The sequence below is a fragment of the Burkholderia sp. SR8 genome (assembly GCF_052851275.1).
On the sequence record NZ_JAULUC010000003.1, the window covers coordinates 103,625 to 116,384 of the forward strand.

The window sequence follows — 12,760 nt, forward strand, 5'->3', positions numbered from 1 at the left end:
CATGACCGCGCGGCACATCATTGCCGCGCACGGAACGGGAACGGCAGCCGCGACACCAGCGGCGCATAGAGCTTCGCGACGAGATACAGCAGCCCCATCGCGACGACGTCGGCGGTCAGGCCGAGCGGCACGTTCAGGTAGCCTTCGGTCGCCTGGTAAAGCAGCGAGTCGACCGCGAGCGAGATGCCGGTGCCGGCGACGAAGCACAGCAGCCCCTGGCGTCCGATCGTGCCGATCCACGGCATCGCATGCGCGACCTTCTTCATCCAGCCGAGGTGCACGAGCTTCGCCGCGAGCCACGCGATCGCGAGGAAGTTCGCGAGCCGCAGCGCGCCGAGGTTCTGCTTGATCGACGGATCGGTCGGAAACGGCTCGACGCGCAGCCGGTAATACGCGCCGGCCGCGACGATCGCGAGCGCGGCGGCCGTCAGCAGCCAGCCTTGCGGCTTCGGCGCGAGCGTCTGGTAGACGGGCTGGCAGCGCGCGATCACGCCGAGCACGAACAGGAACTGCCAGGCGAACGGGTTGAAGTCCCACGGCGCGCCTTCGACGGTCGGCAAAAAGCGCGCGACGTGCGGCGCCGCGTACCAGAGCGACGCACTGAACGCGAGCATCAGCCACGGCTGCGTGCGGGCGAGCGGCAGCGCGAGCGGCACGAGCAGCGCGAAGAACGCATACATCGGCAGCACCGACGCGAGATACGGCTGGCGGCGGAACAGCAGGATGTCGCGCAGCGCGGCGAGCGGCTTGTGGAGCAGGCCGTCCAGATCGTTGGTCGGCATGTTCGGGCCGTCGATCGCGAACGCGTTCAGCACCGCGGTGATCAGCAGCATCAGCCCGGCCGTCACGAGGAATGCACGGTAGATCTCGAACGCGCGCCGGATGAAGCGCTGGCGCGCGGCGGCCTCGTCGTGCCGCTCGGCGAGCGAGTTGTACGCGATGGCGGTCGCGAAGCCGCCGAGGAACACGAATACCTCGGCCGCGTCGCACAGCGCGTACGCGTGCAGCGTGACGCGCGACAGGATGCTGCCGCCGATATGGTCGACGACGATCACCAGCAGCACGAGGCCGCGGAAGAAGTCGAGCTCGGCGTAGCGGCCGGCCCGGGCGGCGGCGGTCATCGGGCCGCCTCCCGGCGCGCGCCGCGTGCGCGGCCGGCACGTGCCGCGCATGAATCGGGGTGAAGCATGACTTCGTGAAGAAATGACGAACGGATGCGCATTGTGCCACCGATGCGACGCCGCCCGGGTTTACGCGGATGGCGGGCCGGTCAGCCGTGTCCGGCAAGGGCGCTCGGACGGCGGCGCGAAGCGCGCAGTTGGAGCAGCGCAACGCTTTGCGGGCCACGCCTACGCGCCGATGGACGAGCGATTTGCGACGTGACACCATTTTGTCCTCGCGGCCGCACACCGCGTTGTCCGCCCTGCGGGCCACCCCTATAAACAGACCAAACGATCGCCGGGCGAAAGGCCCGCCCGGCACCCGGCTCCGGAGATCCGTCATGAAGCAGCACGTCATTTTTGCCGCCGCGCTGGCCGCCTTCGCCGCGCCGGTGTTCGCACAGGACAGCGTCACGCTGTACGGCTTGATCGACGAAGGCTTCAACTACACGAACAACGTGAGCGTAAACGGGGTCGGAAAAACGGATTACCGGCTCGCGAGCGGCTATGCGCAAGGCAGCCGCTGGGGCCTGAAAGGCAGCGAGGATCTCGGCGGCGGCCTGAAGGCGGTGTTCACGCTGGAAAACGGTTTCGACGTGAACAACGGCCGGCTCAACCAGGGCGGCCGCATGTTCGGCCGTCAGGCGTTCGTCGGGTTGAGCGCGTCGCGCTTCGGCACGCTGACCTTCGGCCGCCAGTACGATTCCGTCGTCGACTATCTCGCGCCGCTGACCGCCAACGGCAACTGGGGCGGCACGCTGTTCTCGCACCCGTTCGACAACGACAACACGGACAACTCGTTCCGCGTCAACAACACGGTCAAGTACGCGAGCCCCGACTGGAACGGGCTGTCGTTCGGCGGCACCTACAGCTTCAGCAACAGCACCGGCTTCTCGACCAACCGCCAGTACAGCATCGGCGCGCAGTATTCGCTGGCCGGGCTGCAGGTCGCGGCCGCGTACCTGCAGGCGAACAGCCCGGGCGCCGGCAGCGCGGGCGCGATCGCGGCCGACGACGCGAACTTCGTCGCCGACCGCCTGCGCATCTTCGGCGGCGGCATCAACTACACGTTCGGCCCGGCGACGGTCGGCTTCGTCTACACGAAGACCGACGTGAAGAACCCGGTGTCGACCGTCTACCTGCCGGCGTCGACGTTCTCGGGCCTCGGACTGAGCGCGACCAGGTTCCAGAACTTCGAGATCAACGGCAAATATCAGCTCACGCCCGACTTCTATCTGGGCGCGCAGTACGTGTATACCGACGGCAAGTTCGACGCCGCGGCCGGTTCGATCAAGCCGAAGTACCACACGGTCGGGCTGATGGCCGACTACAGCCTGTCGAAGCGCACCGACGTGTACCTGCAGGGCGCATGGCAGAAGGTCGGCGGCGACAAGACCGGCACCGCGGCCGACGGCGGCTACGTGGTCGGCACGGACGGTCCGTCGTCATCGGCGAACCAGTTCGCGGTGCGCGCCGCGATCCGTCACAAGTTCTGAGGTCCTGACCGGCCGGCGCGCCGCGGCGAGTTGCCCGGCGCCGGCTGCCGTCATTCCGCGCGGTGCCGGTCGGCGAGCGTTTCCGCGAGCCAGTCGACGAAGATCCGCACGCGCGGCGCCAGATGCCGGCTGTGTGGAAACACGACCGACACCGGCAGCGGCGCGGCATGCCATTCCGGCAGCACCTCGACCAGCGAGCCGTCCTCGAGCAGCGGCGCGAGCCCTTCGCGCGGCGCCTGGATCAGCCCGAGGCCCGCGAGACAGCACGCGAGATACGCCTGCGAGCTGTTCACGGCGACGACGCTGCGCATCTTCACCGTTTGCAGCGCGCCGGAATCCATGTCCGCATATTCCCAGTCCAGTTCGCGGCCCGTGCGGCTCGAGAAATAGCCGACCGCGACATGGTCCGGCAGATCGTCCGGCGAGCGCGGCGTGCCGTGCCGCGCGAGATACGCGGGCGACGCGCAGTTGATCTGCGCGAGCTCGCCGATCCGGCGCGCGACGAGCGACGTGTCGGACAGCACGCCGACCCGCACCGCGCAGTCGATCCCGTCGGCGACGAGATCGACGAAGCGGTCGGTCGTGCCGAGCACGACGCGCAGGTCGGGATAGCGCGCGTGGAAATCCGGCAGCGCCGGAATCACCTGGTTCAGTGCGAAGCGCTCGGGCAGGTCGACGCGAATCACGCCGCGCGGCGAGGCGCCGGCGTCGTCGAACAGCGTCTCGGCATCGTCGAGATCGGCCAGCAGCCGCGTGCACCGCTCGTAGTAGGTCGCGCCTTCGGCGGTCAGCGCGACGCGCCGGGTGGTTCGCTGCAGCAGGCGCACCTTCAGGTGCTTTTCCAGATACTGGACGGCATTGCTGACCGTCGGACGCGGCAATTGCAGCTGCTCGGCGGCTTTCGTGAAGCTGCCGAGATGGGCGACGCGCGCAAAGATGCGCATTGCATGCAGATGGTCCATGCGGGGCGGGTGCGGGGGCGGATTGGAACAGCCTCCATTGTTAATCAGCGTCGAATGAATTGGTTGGGCGTTTCGCGTTTATCGCGCGCCGCGATGCGTCCAGAATCCGGTTCATTCACTCACCACCGCAAGGACACGGACATGGACAAGCGTCAACTGGGCCGCACGGGCCCGCAGGTTTCGGCGATCGGGCTCGGCTGCATGGGGATGTCGGATCTTTACGGGCCGGCGGATCGCGACGAGAGCATCGCGACGCTGCACGCGGCGCTCGACAACGGGATCACGCTGCTCGATACGGGCGACTTCTACGGGATGGGCGACAACGAGATGCTGATCCGCGACGCGCTGCGCGGCCGCACGCGCGACCAGGTGCTGATCAGCGTGAAGTTCGGCGCGCTGCGCGATCCGGCCGGCGCGTTCGCCGGCTACGATGCGCGGCCGCAGGCGATCCGCAACTTCGTCGCGTATTCGCTGAAGCGGCTCGGCACCGACCATATCGACATCTACCGGCCGGCGCGCGTCGACCCGGCGGTGCCGATCGAGGACACGGTCGGCGCGCTCGCGGATCTCGTGAAGGCCGGCTACGTGCGCCATATCGGACTGTCGGAAGTCGGCGCCGACACGATCCGCCGCGCGGCGGCCGTCGCACCGGTCGCGGATCTGCAGATCGAATACTCGCTGCTGTCGCGCGGGATCGAGGCGGAAATCCTGCCTGCGTGCCGCGAACTCGGGATCGGCGTGACGGCGTACGGCGTGCTGTCGCGCGGGCTGCTCGGCGGCGGCTGGAGCGCGGCGCGGCAGGGCGCGCGCGATTTCCGCGCGGCGAGCCCGCGTTTCCAGGGCGAGAACCTCGCGCACAACCTCGCGCTGGTCGACGCGCTGCGCGCGATCGCGGACGAGAAGGGCAGCAATCCGGCGCAGATCGCGATCGCGTGGGCGCTGTCGCGCGGCGACGACATCGTGCCGCTGATCGGCGCGCGCAAGCGCACGCAGCTTCAGGACGCACTGTCGGCCTCCCAATTGCAACTAACGGTCGATGATCTGGCGCGCATCGAAGCGGCGGTTCCCGCCGGGGCGGCTGCCGGCGAGCGTTATCCGGCCGCGCAGATGGCTCACCTCGACAGCGAGCAGGGACGGGGGCCGGCGCATCGCGCGTGAGTGGTGAGCATGGTTGGCTGGTGGCGTGCGCGGAGTCGAGGTCTGGCGGGCCGATGCGCCTATCGACTGACGGACCGGCCGGTTTTGCGGATGCAGCTTGCTCGGCTGACGCGCCTATCGGTTGGTTGCGGACTGATTGGTTTTGCGGACCGGCAGGCTAGCGGACCGATGCACGGATCGGCCAGGGACCGGCCTGTTTGCGCACCGGAAGCGCGGCGGCCTGACGCGCTGACCTGGCGACGGACCGGCAGAACGGCATCCCGACCGCCCCGTCCGCCCGGCCCGAGCCAGCCTCAGGCAAAACCAGATGGCCTGCGGCGCGACGGTGGTTCACCATCGGCGCCGTACTCGACCGGACATCACGCCTTCCATGCACATTCATACGCTGACGATCATCGCACTGGTCTTTCTGCTGGCCGGCACGGTGAAGGGAATGATCGGCCTCGGGCTGCCGACGATCGCAATGGGGCTGCTGACGCTCGCGATGCCGCCGTCCGCCGCCGCAAGCCTGCTGCTCGTGCCGTCGTTCATCACCAACGTCTGGCAGCTGTGGCTCGGCCCGTCGTTCGGGCCGCTGCTGCGGCGTCTGTGGCCGCTGCTGGCAGGGCTTGCCGTCGGCACGCTGACGGGCGGGCTGCCTGCGCTCGCGGCCGGCAGCGCGTGGACCCACGCGGCGCTCGGCGTCGTGCTCGTCGCATACGGCTGCTGGGGCCTCGCAGCCGCGCGGCTGCCGGCGCCCGGGCGTCACGAAACGTGGCTGTCGGCGGTGGTCGGCTATCTGACGGGCGTCGTGACGGCCGCCACCGGCGTGTTCGTCGTGCCGGCGGTGCCGTACCTGCAGGCGCTGCGCCTGTCGAAGGACGACCTGATCCAGGCGCTCGGGCTGTCGTTTACCGCATCGACGATCGCGCTCGGCGTGCAGTTGCGCGTAACGGGCGCGTTGCAGAGCGTCGATCTCGGCGTATCGGCGCTGGCGCTCGTGCCGGCGCTCGCCGGAATGATCGGCGGCCAGTACGCGCGGCGCGTGATGAGCGAGCAGGCGTTCAAGCGCTGCTTCTTCGTCGGGATGATCGCGCTTGGCGCGTACATGGCGGTGTCGGGGCTCCGATAAGCGCCGGCAGCGGCCACGGCGGCGACACCGCGGACACCGTCCGCACCGCGTCCACCGTCGCGCGCATCGTCAAAGCTGTGCCTCGATCGCGGCCTTGTCGATCACCGACCAGACCTGCCGGATCCTGCCGTCGTGAAATTCGTAGAACACGTTCTCGGCGAACGTGACGCGCGTGCCGTCGACGGCGAGCCCCATGAACGTCCCTTTCGGCGCACAGGCGAAGCGCAGCCGGCATGCAACGCGCGGCGGCTCGCACACGAGCAGCCGGATCTCGAAACGCAGATCCGGAATGTCGCGGAAATCCTGCTCGAGCATCGCGCGGTAGCCGGCGAGGCCGAGCGGCCGATCGTTGTGGATCACGTTGTCGGCGACGTACTCGCCGAGCGCCGCCCAGTCCTGCCGGTTCAGACAGTCGATGTACGCGCGGTAGCGGATCGCAAGGTCGGGTTCGGTCATGACTGCGGTGCCTCCTCGTGTCGTGCCCGGTCGTTCCGGACGATTGCGGTGTTCAGCGCGGCGGCGTTTCGCCCGACAGGTACGCCACGAACGCCTGCGTGTACTTCGGCAGCGCGTCGAACGAGCGCGCGCACAGCGTCAGCCTGCGGTGGCTCCACGCGTCGGACAGTTCGACGAGCCGCACATCCATCGTCTGCATCGCGCGCTCGGCCGCATGGCGCGACACGATGCCGATTCCCACGCCGCTTTCGATCACGCGGCAGATCGCGTCGAAGCTCTTCAGCTGCACACGGTAGCGGATCCGCTTGCCGAGCGCACGCGCCTGATCCGCGAGATGGACCTGCAGCGCGCTGCCGTCGGTGAGCCCGATGAAATCCGCGTCGGCGATCTCGTCGAACGTGACGCTGTCGCGCGCGGCGAGCGGATGCGCGGCCGGCACGACCGCGATCAGCCAGTCCTCGCGAAACGGCTTCTGTTCGAGCCCGCCGAGCCCGACCGAATCGGCGACGATGCCGACCTCGGCCGTCTTGTTGCGGATCGCATGCACGATCTCCTGGCTCGAGCGCTCCTCGACACTGATCGACAGTTTCGGGTGATGCGGCAGATACGCGGCAAGCGCGTCGGGCAGGTATTCGCTCAGCGACGCCGTATTGCACAGCAGCCGGATATGCCCGCGCAGCCCCTGGCCGTACTGCTGCAGTTCGCCGCGCATGTGGTCGATCTGCTGCAGCACGGTGCGGGCGTGGTGCTCGAGCGCGCGGCCGGCGTCGGTTACCTGCGCGCCCGACTTGGTCCGGTGCAGCAGCGGCACGCCGAGCTCGTCCTCCATCCCGCGGATCCGCTCGCTCGCGGCCTGCAGCGTGATGTGGGTGCGCTCGGCGCCGCCCGTGATCGTGCCGGCCTCGCAAATGTTCAGGAAGAGCCGCAGATCGGTCAGGTCGAAGCGCATGGTGGGGGCGCGTGGAAATTGGTATGGCCGATACGTTAGCAGGAACGGCCGCATCGGTCTCAGGCGCAGCCTGAGGCCCCGTTCGCCGGTTCCGCATTTTCGGGGCGGGATCGATGCCGGAAGATGGCTGCATGTCAACGGGGGGAGACTGTCATGCGGATCGATTCTTCATGGGGCGTGTCGTTCAAGATTGCGCTGCACGTGCTGTTCCTGTGCATCGGCGTCGCGTGGGCGTGCGCGCAGCTCGCCGACTGGCTGCGTTGAGCGGGTGGACGCCCGCGCATTGAAAGCCGTTCGAAATAATCGCGTGTTCCGGAATTTTTTCCGCGCGGTACGCCGAAAGCCGTCAAGTTTTTCCGAATTCGACCGTATTACCGGTAGCAAGTGTCCGCCGGCACCCCGATCGTGATCGTTTGTCATCATTGTTTGCATCCGGTTACACGTCGGCCGTTCCGTTTTTGAGATGCTTGAAAGATTGTCAAACCGGAGTCGATCGTCCATGAAACAGCGCGAGATTTACCGTAACGCGGCCTGGCTGTCCGGCCTGGCCGCCGTGCTCGTCATGGCCGGTTGTGCAAGCACGGAGTCCGTTCCGCCGAGCGACACGCTCGCGGGATCCACGACGGCCCAGCCTGCCGCCGCGCCGTCGGGCATGCCTGCGGTGCCGCAGCAGGCGCCCATTCTCGTCGCGCAGAAATATGTGGTGAAGCGCGGCGATACGTTGTCGGGCATCGCATCCGCGAACGGCTGCAGCGTCGCCGACCTGCGCACGTGGAACACGCTCGGCGCGCGCGGCCGGCTGCGCACGGGGCAGGTGCTGCGCATCGTCCGGCCGCAGCCGCTGCAGGCGGCGGCCGCGAGCGGCAGCGCACCGGCGGCCGTGCCGGCCGCCGAGAGCAACACGGCGGGCGGCGCGCAGGCGAGCGCGTCGTCGGCGAGCGACCGGCAGGTCGTGAAGGAAACGAAGCGGCATGCGAGCGCGGTGTCGCTCACGTGGCCCGCACGCGGCAAGATCGTCGATGCATTCCGGCCGGGGCAGAACCGCGGCATCCAGATCGCGGGCCGGCCGGGCGACCCGGTCCGCGCGGCGGCCGACGGTCGCGTGATGTATGCGGGCACGGGCCTGAACGACTACGGCAGCCTGATCATCGTCCAGCACAACGCGGATTTCCTGACCGCGTATGCGCACAACCGCAAGCTGCTCGTGAAGACCGGCGACATCGTGCGCCAGGGCGACGAGATCGCCGAGATGGGCGACCTCGACAACTCGCGTGTCGCACTGCTGTTCGAAGTGCGCCGCGACGGCAAGCCCGTCAATCCGATGCCGTACCTGCCGTCGTCGCAGGGATGAAGCCGGCCGCGCGGCTGGAACGCGGAAGCGCGCGCTGCTACGCTAGGGTCTGTTCATGCGAGCCCCGCCGCGCGCGGGGCCGACGGGCGTCCAGGGGGGAATGCGCGGCGCAGGCTGTCGCGAGCCGTCCGTCGGCGTGAACGCGCGCGCATCGTCGATGCGTTGCTTCGTGCCACTGATACCGACAGAACGCCATTCATCCATGGAACATTCTCCGACACGCCGCTCGCTGTTGCTCGCCGCCGTCGCTGCACCGTTCGTCGCCGCCTGCTCGTCGGCACCCGTCGCCGACCAGGGGCGCGCCCATGCCGCGCAGGCCGAACTCGCCGCGCTCGAAAAGGCATCGAACGGCCGGCTCGGCGTCGCCGCGCTCGATACGTCGACCGGCACCCGCATCGCGCATCACGCGCGCGAACGCTTCCCGCTGTGCGGCACCTATGCGGTCGTCGCGGCCGCGGCGATCCTCGCGCGCGGTTCGCTCGATGCATCGCTGCTGCCGCGCCGCGTCCTGTATCGCCGCTATGAAGTCGTGGCCGGCTCGCCGATAACGGAAAGCCATGTCGACACCGGGATGACGATCGCGCAGCTCTGCGCGGCCATGCTGCAGTCGGGCGACAAGGGCGCGGGCAATCTGCTGATGGGCGTGCTCGGCGGCCCGCAGGCCGTCACGTCGTTCGCGCACGAGAACGGCGACACCACGTTCCGGCTCGATCACTGGGAACCCGAACTGAACCGCGCCGCGCCCGGCGACGAGCGCGATACGTCGACCCCGGTCGCGATGGTCGACATGCTGCAGCGGCTGCTGCTCGGCGATACGCTGCGCGAGCCGCAGCGGGCGCAGCTCACCGAATGGATGACGGGCGGCGCGCACGCCGCCGCCGGCATCGCGGCCGGCGTGCCGCCCGGCTGGCGCATCGCGGACAAGGCGGGCACCGGCGGCTACGGCACGACGACCGACGTCGCGGTGCTGTGGCCGCCGTCGCGCGCGCCGATCGTGCTGGCCGTATCGTTCACGCAGCCGCGTGCCGATGCGGCGGCTCGCTCGGACGTCGTCGCGTCGGCCGCGCGCATCGCGACGGGCGCGCTCACCGCGACCGCGTGAGGGTTCGGCGCACCTCGCGCAAAGCCGGCGTTTGGCTTATCGTGTCGGTCAGCGTGCGCCGGCGCCGGCGCGCGATTTTCCGTTTACCCGCTCCGTCATGCGCCGACTTCCGCCCCTGCACGCGCTGCAGATCTTCTCGACAGTGGCTCGCCACCGCAGCTTCACGCGCGCGGCCGAGCAGCTGTGCCTCACGCAGGGTGCGGTGAGCCGGCAGATCCAGACGCTCGAAGCGCATTACGGGTTCCCGCTGTTCAAGCGGCATGCGAAGGGCCTCACGCTGACGGCGGAGGGCGAGCAGCTGCTGCCGGTGGTCAACGAGAGCTTTGCGCGGATCGAGGACATCTCGATGAAGCTCACGCGGCAGCGCACCGATCTCGCGCTGAAGGTGCCGACCTGCGTGATGCGCTGGATGCTGCCGCGCATCATGCGCTTCCAGGGCGAGCATCCCGATCTCCACGTGCAGATCACGACCGCGTGGCAGCACGTGGTCGACTTCTCGACCGAGCCGTTCGACGCGGCGGTCGTCTACGGAACGTCGCCGGGCGCGGGCGTGTTCGCGCTGCCGCTGTTCGACGAACGGCTGACGCCCGTGTGTGCGCCCGAACTGCGACAGAGCGCGCCGCTCGACGCGGTCGGCGATCTCGCGCGCCATACGCTGCTGCATCCGACGCGCGACCATCGCGACTGGCGCGCATGGCTCGACCACGCGGGCGAGCGGGCGGTCGATCCGGAGCGTGGGCCGACTTTCGACACGCTCGATCTCGCGACGAACGCGGCGATGCAGGGCTTCGGCGTCGCGATCGGCGACGTGACGCTCGTCGACGACGACGTCGCCGCGCGCCGGCTCGAACGGCCGTTCGACATCGTGCTCGAAACCGGCGCCCGCTACTTCTTCGTCTATCCCGAAAACGTCGGCAGCCAGCAGAAGATCCGCGCGTTCAGCGACTGGATCGCGAGCCACCGCGACTGATGCACGACCGCTCGCGGCCGACCTTACTCGTAGGTCACGACGGCGATCATCGGCGCGTGCGCGCTGCCCGGACGGTCGGGTAAAACGATTGCGCGCGACGCCTGCGTAAAGGTCGTGGTCTTGATCGTGCGCAGGCTCGCCGCGTCGACGAACGCGACCTGTCCGGTCGCCGGGCGCGGGCAGTCGGGGCGCACGCGCGCATGCGCGGCATCGGTCGTATCGAGCGCGAACGAGCACGGCGGCTCGACGATCGTGCCGGTGAAATGGATGATGCCGGACGCGCCGGCGGCAAATGACGAGGACGAGGCCAGAAGCGAGGCAGCCAGGGCAGACGAGGCGGCAAACAGGCGATGCTTCATGACAGGCTCCAGAGAGGAAGCGCATCGCTGCGAGGCCGCTCGAATGGCAGTCCGTCAACGCTGCGGTGCTGTATGCGTAAACGGCAACTTCATCGAACCTCTTGAGTGGAACATCCGAAATACCGGCGATCGGCAAATGAGGCCGTATTCCTTCAATCAATTTATCTCATATTTGTCGGGCCGCAAGTCGGGGTATTGCCGGTGGCATACGCTCGGCTGACGCGCGTCGACGGACGCAGCGCTTGCGGGCAAATCGTTGAGGACTCAACGAATCGACGCGCCCGCGAATCGCGGTGCGTCAAAAAGAAAACGGCCGCTCGTGCGTGACGAGCGGCCGTTCGGCATTGAAGCCGGCGATGCGGCGGTCAGCTTGCGCGCTTGCGCACCGCGCCGACGATCACGAGCAGCACGATCGCGCCGATGATCGACGCGATCCAGCCGGCGCCCTGGCCCGGTGCATACCAGCCGGCGGCGCGGCCGACGTAGCCGGCGATCAGTGAACCGACGACGCCGAGCACGACGGTCATCACGATGCCCATCTTGTCGTCGCCGGGCTTCAGTGCACGGGCGAGGAGGCCGACGATGAGCCCGACCACCAGGGTTTCGATGAATTGCAGCATGGATGCCCCCTGTTGCTGTTGAGTTGTTGACGAAACGACATGGACCTGCGCGGCGCACCGGGGTTCCCGGCGCCGGCGAACCCGTGCGCGGCGTGCCGAGTATCGCATGGCACCGTGTCGTCCGGATGTCGGCGCTGCCGGCCGTGCATATCGGTCATTGATAGTCGAGCACCACCTGCGCGGCGGCGTTGACTGAACCGCCGCCGATCTTCGCAGCCGTTTGCAGGTAGGAGGCCCGGAGGGAAATCGACGGCGATCCGCCGGTGGCCCGGTTGTAGTTCGTCACCGTGTGCGATTGCCGCAGCGCCAGCGGCTGGCCGGTCGTGCCGTCGGCGATCTGGATGCCGATGCCTGCGGCCGTTGCATCCGGGCGCAACTGCATCCCGCCGGGAATGCCGGCGACGACGTCGTCCAGCGGGGCCAGTTGGTATCCGATCCGGTTGTAGCCGGCCGGGCAGTTGTTCAACTGCACCTGGAAATCGGTCGCGCCGGCGGTCGAACCGATACCGTTGAACGCGCGGCCTTGCACCGGCGGCAGCGTGACGGTCTGGTCGGGAATCGAGCACGTTCCGTTGATGAAGCCGACCTTTGCCGCAAGGAAGACCGGCGATGACCCGCCGAGAATACCGGACTTGTAACGAACCATGTAATACGCACTGAGCCAGCCCGAATTGAGCGACCCGTCCTTCGGCTGCCGGCTGTCGCGAAACAGCATGACTTCGAGTCTGTTGCGCAGTGTCGTCTTCGTCGAAGAGACGGCCACCGTGCCGTCGATCGCCATCCGCGTCGACAAGCCGGATACGTTGGTCTCGAGATCGGGGCCGGGCCTGAGGCCCACGATGTTGCCCTTGTCGTACATCGAGATATCGGTGATTTCGCAGCTGCTGGCACCGCACACGTCCTGCGGCGTGAAGTAGTGGCGCGCGACGACCGCGCCGGACGGTGCGTTGGCGGGACTGGAAATCGTCGCCTGTCCGAATGCATAGAGGGAGTCCGCCATCGCGTCGGTCGCGAATCCGGCACATGCGAGCAGCAGCATCGACGCAAGCGCGATCGCACAGGGCTG

13 protein-coding genes are annotated in these 12,760 nt (G+C 68.3%); 6 read left to right on the top strand and 7 right to left on the bottom strand.

From position 1 onward, the window contains the following. Nucleotides 1–17: 17 nt before the first annotated feature. Nucleotides 18–1,121, bottom strand: a complete 1,104-nt coding sequence (locus Q3A80_RS04690) for an OpgC domain-containing protein (RefSeq protein WP_446327905.1) — start codon at nt 1,119–1,121, stop codon at nt 18–20. A 380-nt stretch (nt 1,122–1,501) separates the two neighbouring features. On the opposite strand from Q3A80_RS04690, the gene Q3A80_RS04695 reads away from it, so the two are divergent. Next, nucleotides 1,502–2,656 (top strand): porin, encoded by a 1,155-nt coding sequence (locus Q3A80_RS04695; RefSeq protein ID WP_446327906.1) that lies wholly within the window; start codon nt 1,502–1,504, stop codon nt 2,654–2,656. Nucleotides 2,657–2,706: 50 nt separating this feature from the next. On the opposite strand, the gene Q3A80_RS04700 is transcribed toward Q3A80_RS04695, so the two are convergent. After that, nucleotides 2,707–3,618, bottom strand: a complete 912-nt coding sequence (locus Q3A80_RS04700) for a LysR substrate-binding domain-containing protein (protein ID WP_446327907.1) — start codon at nt 3,616–3,618, stop codon at nt 2,707–2,709. A 141-nt stretch (nt 3,619–3,759) separates the two neighbouring features. On the opposite strand from Q3A80_RS04700, the gene Q3A80_RS04705 reads away from it, so the two are divergent. Together Q3A80_RS04705 and Q3A80_RS04710 are read left to right on the top strand one after the other, a co-directional pair. Next, the gene (locus tag Q3A80_RS04705; protein WP_446327908.1) at nt 3,760–4,776 is read left to right on the top strand and encodes an aldo/keto reductase; all 1,017 of its coding nucleotides are present in this window, start codon (nt 3,760–3,762) and stop codon (nt 4,774–4,776) included. 370 nt (nt 4,777–5,146) lie between these two features. Beyond that, nucleotides 5,147–5,887 (top strand): sulfite exporter TauE/SafE family protein, encoded by a 741-nt coding sequence (locus tag Q3A80_RS04710; RefSeq protein WP_446327909.1) that lies wholly within the window; start codon nt 5,147–5,149, stop codon nt 5,885–5,887. 69 nt (nt 5,888–5,956) lie between these two features. On the opposite strand, the gene Q3A80_RS04715 is transcribed toward Q3A80_RS04710, so the two are convergent. Both Q3A80_RS04715 and Q3A80_RS04720 read right to left on the bottom strand, forming a co-directional pair. After that, nucleotides 5,957–6,343 carry an ester cyclase gene (locus Q3A80_RS04715; protein WP_446327910.1) on the bottom strand — a complete coding sequence of 129 codons (387 nt, stop codon included), beginning with the start codon at nt 6,341–6,343 and terminating at the stop codon, nt 5,957–5,959. A 52-nt stretch (nt 6,344–6,395) separates the two neighbouring features. After that, a complete protein-coding gene (locus Q3A80_RS04720; RefSeq protein ID WP_446327911.1) occupies nt 6,396–7,292 on the bottom strand; it encodes a LysR substrate-binding domain-containing protein in 897 nt (298 codons plus the stop codon). A 499-nt stretch (nt 7,293–7,791) separates the two neighbouring features. Here Q3A80_RS04720 and Q3A80_RS04725 point away from each other — a divergent pair, with 499 nt between their 5' ends. From Q3A80_RS04725 to Q3A80_RS04735, 3 genes are all read left to right on the top strand, one after another. Continuing rightward, a complete protein-coding gene (locus tag Q3A80_RS04725; protein ID WP_446327912.1) occupies nt 7,792–8,643 on the top strand; it encodes a peptidoglycan DD-metalloendopeptidase family protein in 852 nt (283 codons plus the stop codon). A gap of 202 nt (nt 8,644–8,845) precedes the next feature. Further along, the gene (gene bla, locus Q3A80_RS04730; RefSeq protein ID WP_446327913.1) at nt 8,846–9,745 is read left to right on the top strand and encodes a class A beta-lactamase; all 900 of its coding nucleotides are present in this window, start codon (nt 8,846–8,848) and stop codon (nt 9,743–9,745) included. 97 nt (nt 9,746–9,842) lie between these two features. Next, nucleotides 9,843–10,715, top strand: coding sequence for a LysR substrate-binding domain-containing protein (locus tag Q3A80_RS04735; protein WP_446327914.1), 873 nt, complete (start codon nt 9,843–9,845; stop codon nt 10,713–10,715). Between the two features lie 23 nt (nt 10,716–10,738). On the opposite strand, the gene Q3A80_RS04740 is transcribed toward Q3A80_RS04735, so the two are convergent. The 3 genes from Q3A80_RS04740 to Q3A80_RS04750 all read right to left on the bottom strand — a co-directional run bounded on the left by Q3A80_RS04740 (nt 10,739) and on the right by Q3A80_RS04750 (nt 12,553). Continuing rightward, nucleotides 10,739–11,074 (bottom strand): type 1 fimbrial protein, encoded by a 336-nt coding sequence (locus Q3A80_RS04740; RefSeq protein ID WP_446327915.1) that lies wholly within the window; start codon nt 11,072–11,074, stop codon nt 10,739–10,741. 365 nt (nt 11,075–11,439) lie between these two features. Then, complete coding sequence (locus Q3A80_RS04745; protein WP_040140091.1) at nt 11,440–11,694, bottom strand: GlsB/YeaQ/YmgE family stress response membrane protein; 255 nt, start codon at nt 11,692–11,694, stop codon at nt 11,440–11,442. Between the two features lie 154 nt (nt 11,695–11,848). Then, nucleotides 11,849–12,553 carry a fimbrial protein gene (locus tag Q3A80_RS04750; RefSeq protein WP_446327916.1) on the bottom strand — a complete coding sequence of 235 codons (705 nt, stop codon included), beginning with the start codon at nt 12,551–12,553 and terminating at the stop codon, nt 11,849–11,851. Nucleotides 12,554–12,760: the final 207 nt, after the last annotated feature.

Coding starts and splice junctions, on each gene's coding strand:
- Q3A80_RS04690 (WP_446327905.1), bottom strand. CDS start 1,121: ATGACCGCCGCCGCCCGGGCCGGCCGCTACGCCGAGCTCGACTTCTTC.
- Q3A80_RS04695 (WP_446327906.1), top strand. CDS start 1,502: ATGAAGCAGCACGTCATTTTTGCCGCCGCGCTGGCCGCCTTCGCCGCG.
- Q3A80_RS04700 (WP_446327907.1), bottom strand. CDS start 3,618: ATGGACCATCTGCATGCAATGCGCATCTTTGCGCGCGTCGCCCATCTC.
- Q3A80_RS04705 (WP_446327908.1), top strand. CDS start 3,760: ATGGACAAGCGTCAACTGGGCCGCACGGGCCCGCAGGTTTCGGCGATC.
- Q3A80_RS04710 (WP_446327909.1), top strand. CDS start 5,147: ATGCACATTCATACGCTGACGATCATCGCACTGGTCTTTCTGCTGGCC.
- Q3A80_RS04715 (WP_446327910.1), bottom strand. CDS start 6,343: ATGACCGAACCCGACCTTGCGATCCGCTACCGCGCGTACATCGACTGT.
- Q3A80_RS04720 (WP_446327911.1), bottom strand. CDS start 7,292: ATGCGCTTCGACCTGACCGATCTGCGGCTCTTCCTGAACATTTGCGAG.
- Q3A80_RS04725 (WP_446327912.1), top strand. CDS start 7,792: ATGAAACAGCGCGAGATTTACCGTAACGCGGCCTGGCTGTCCGGCCTG.
- bla (WP_446327913.1), top strand. CDS start 8,846: ATGGAACATTCTCCGACACGCCGCTCGCTGTTGCTCGCCGCCGTCGCT.
- Q3A80_RS04735 (WP_446327914.1), top strand. CDS start 9,843: ATGCGCCGACTTCCGCCCCTGCACGCGCTGCAGATCTTCTCGACAGTG.
- Q3A80_RS04740 (WP_446327915.1), bottom strand. CDS start 11,074: ATGAAGCATCGCCTGTTTGCCGCCTCGTCTGCCCTGGCTGCCTCGCTT.
- Q3A80_RS04745 (WP_040140091.1), bottom strand. CDS start 11,694: ATGCTGCAATTCATCGAAACCCTGGTGGTCGGGCTCATCGTCGGCCTC.
- Q3A80_RS04750 (WP_446327916.1), bottom strand. CDS start 12,553: ATGTACGACAAGGGCAACATCGTGGGCCTCAGGCCCGGCCCCGATCTC.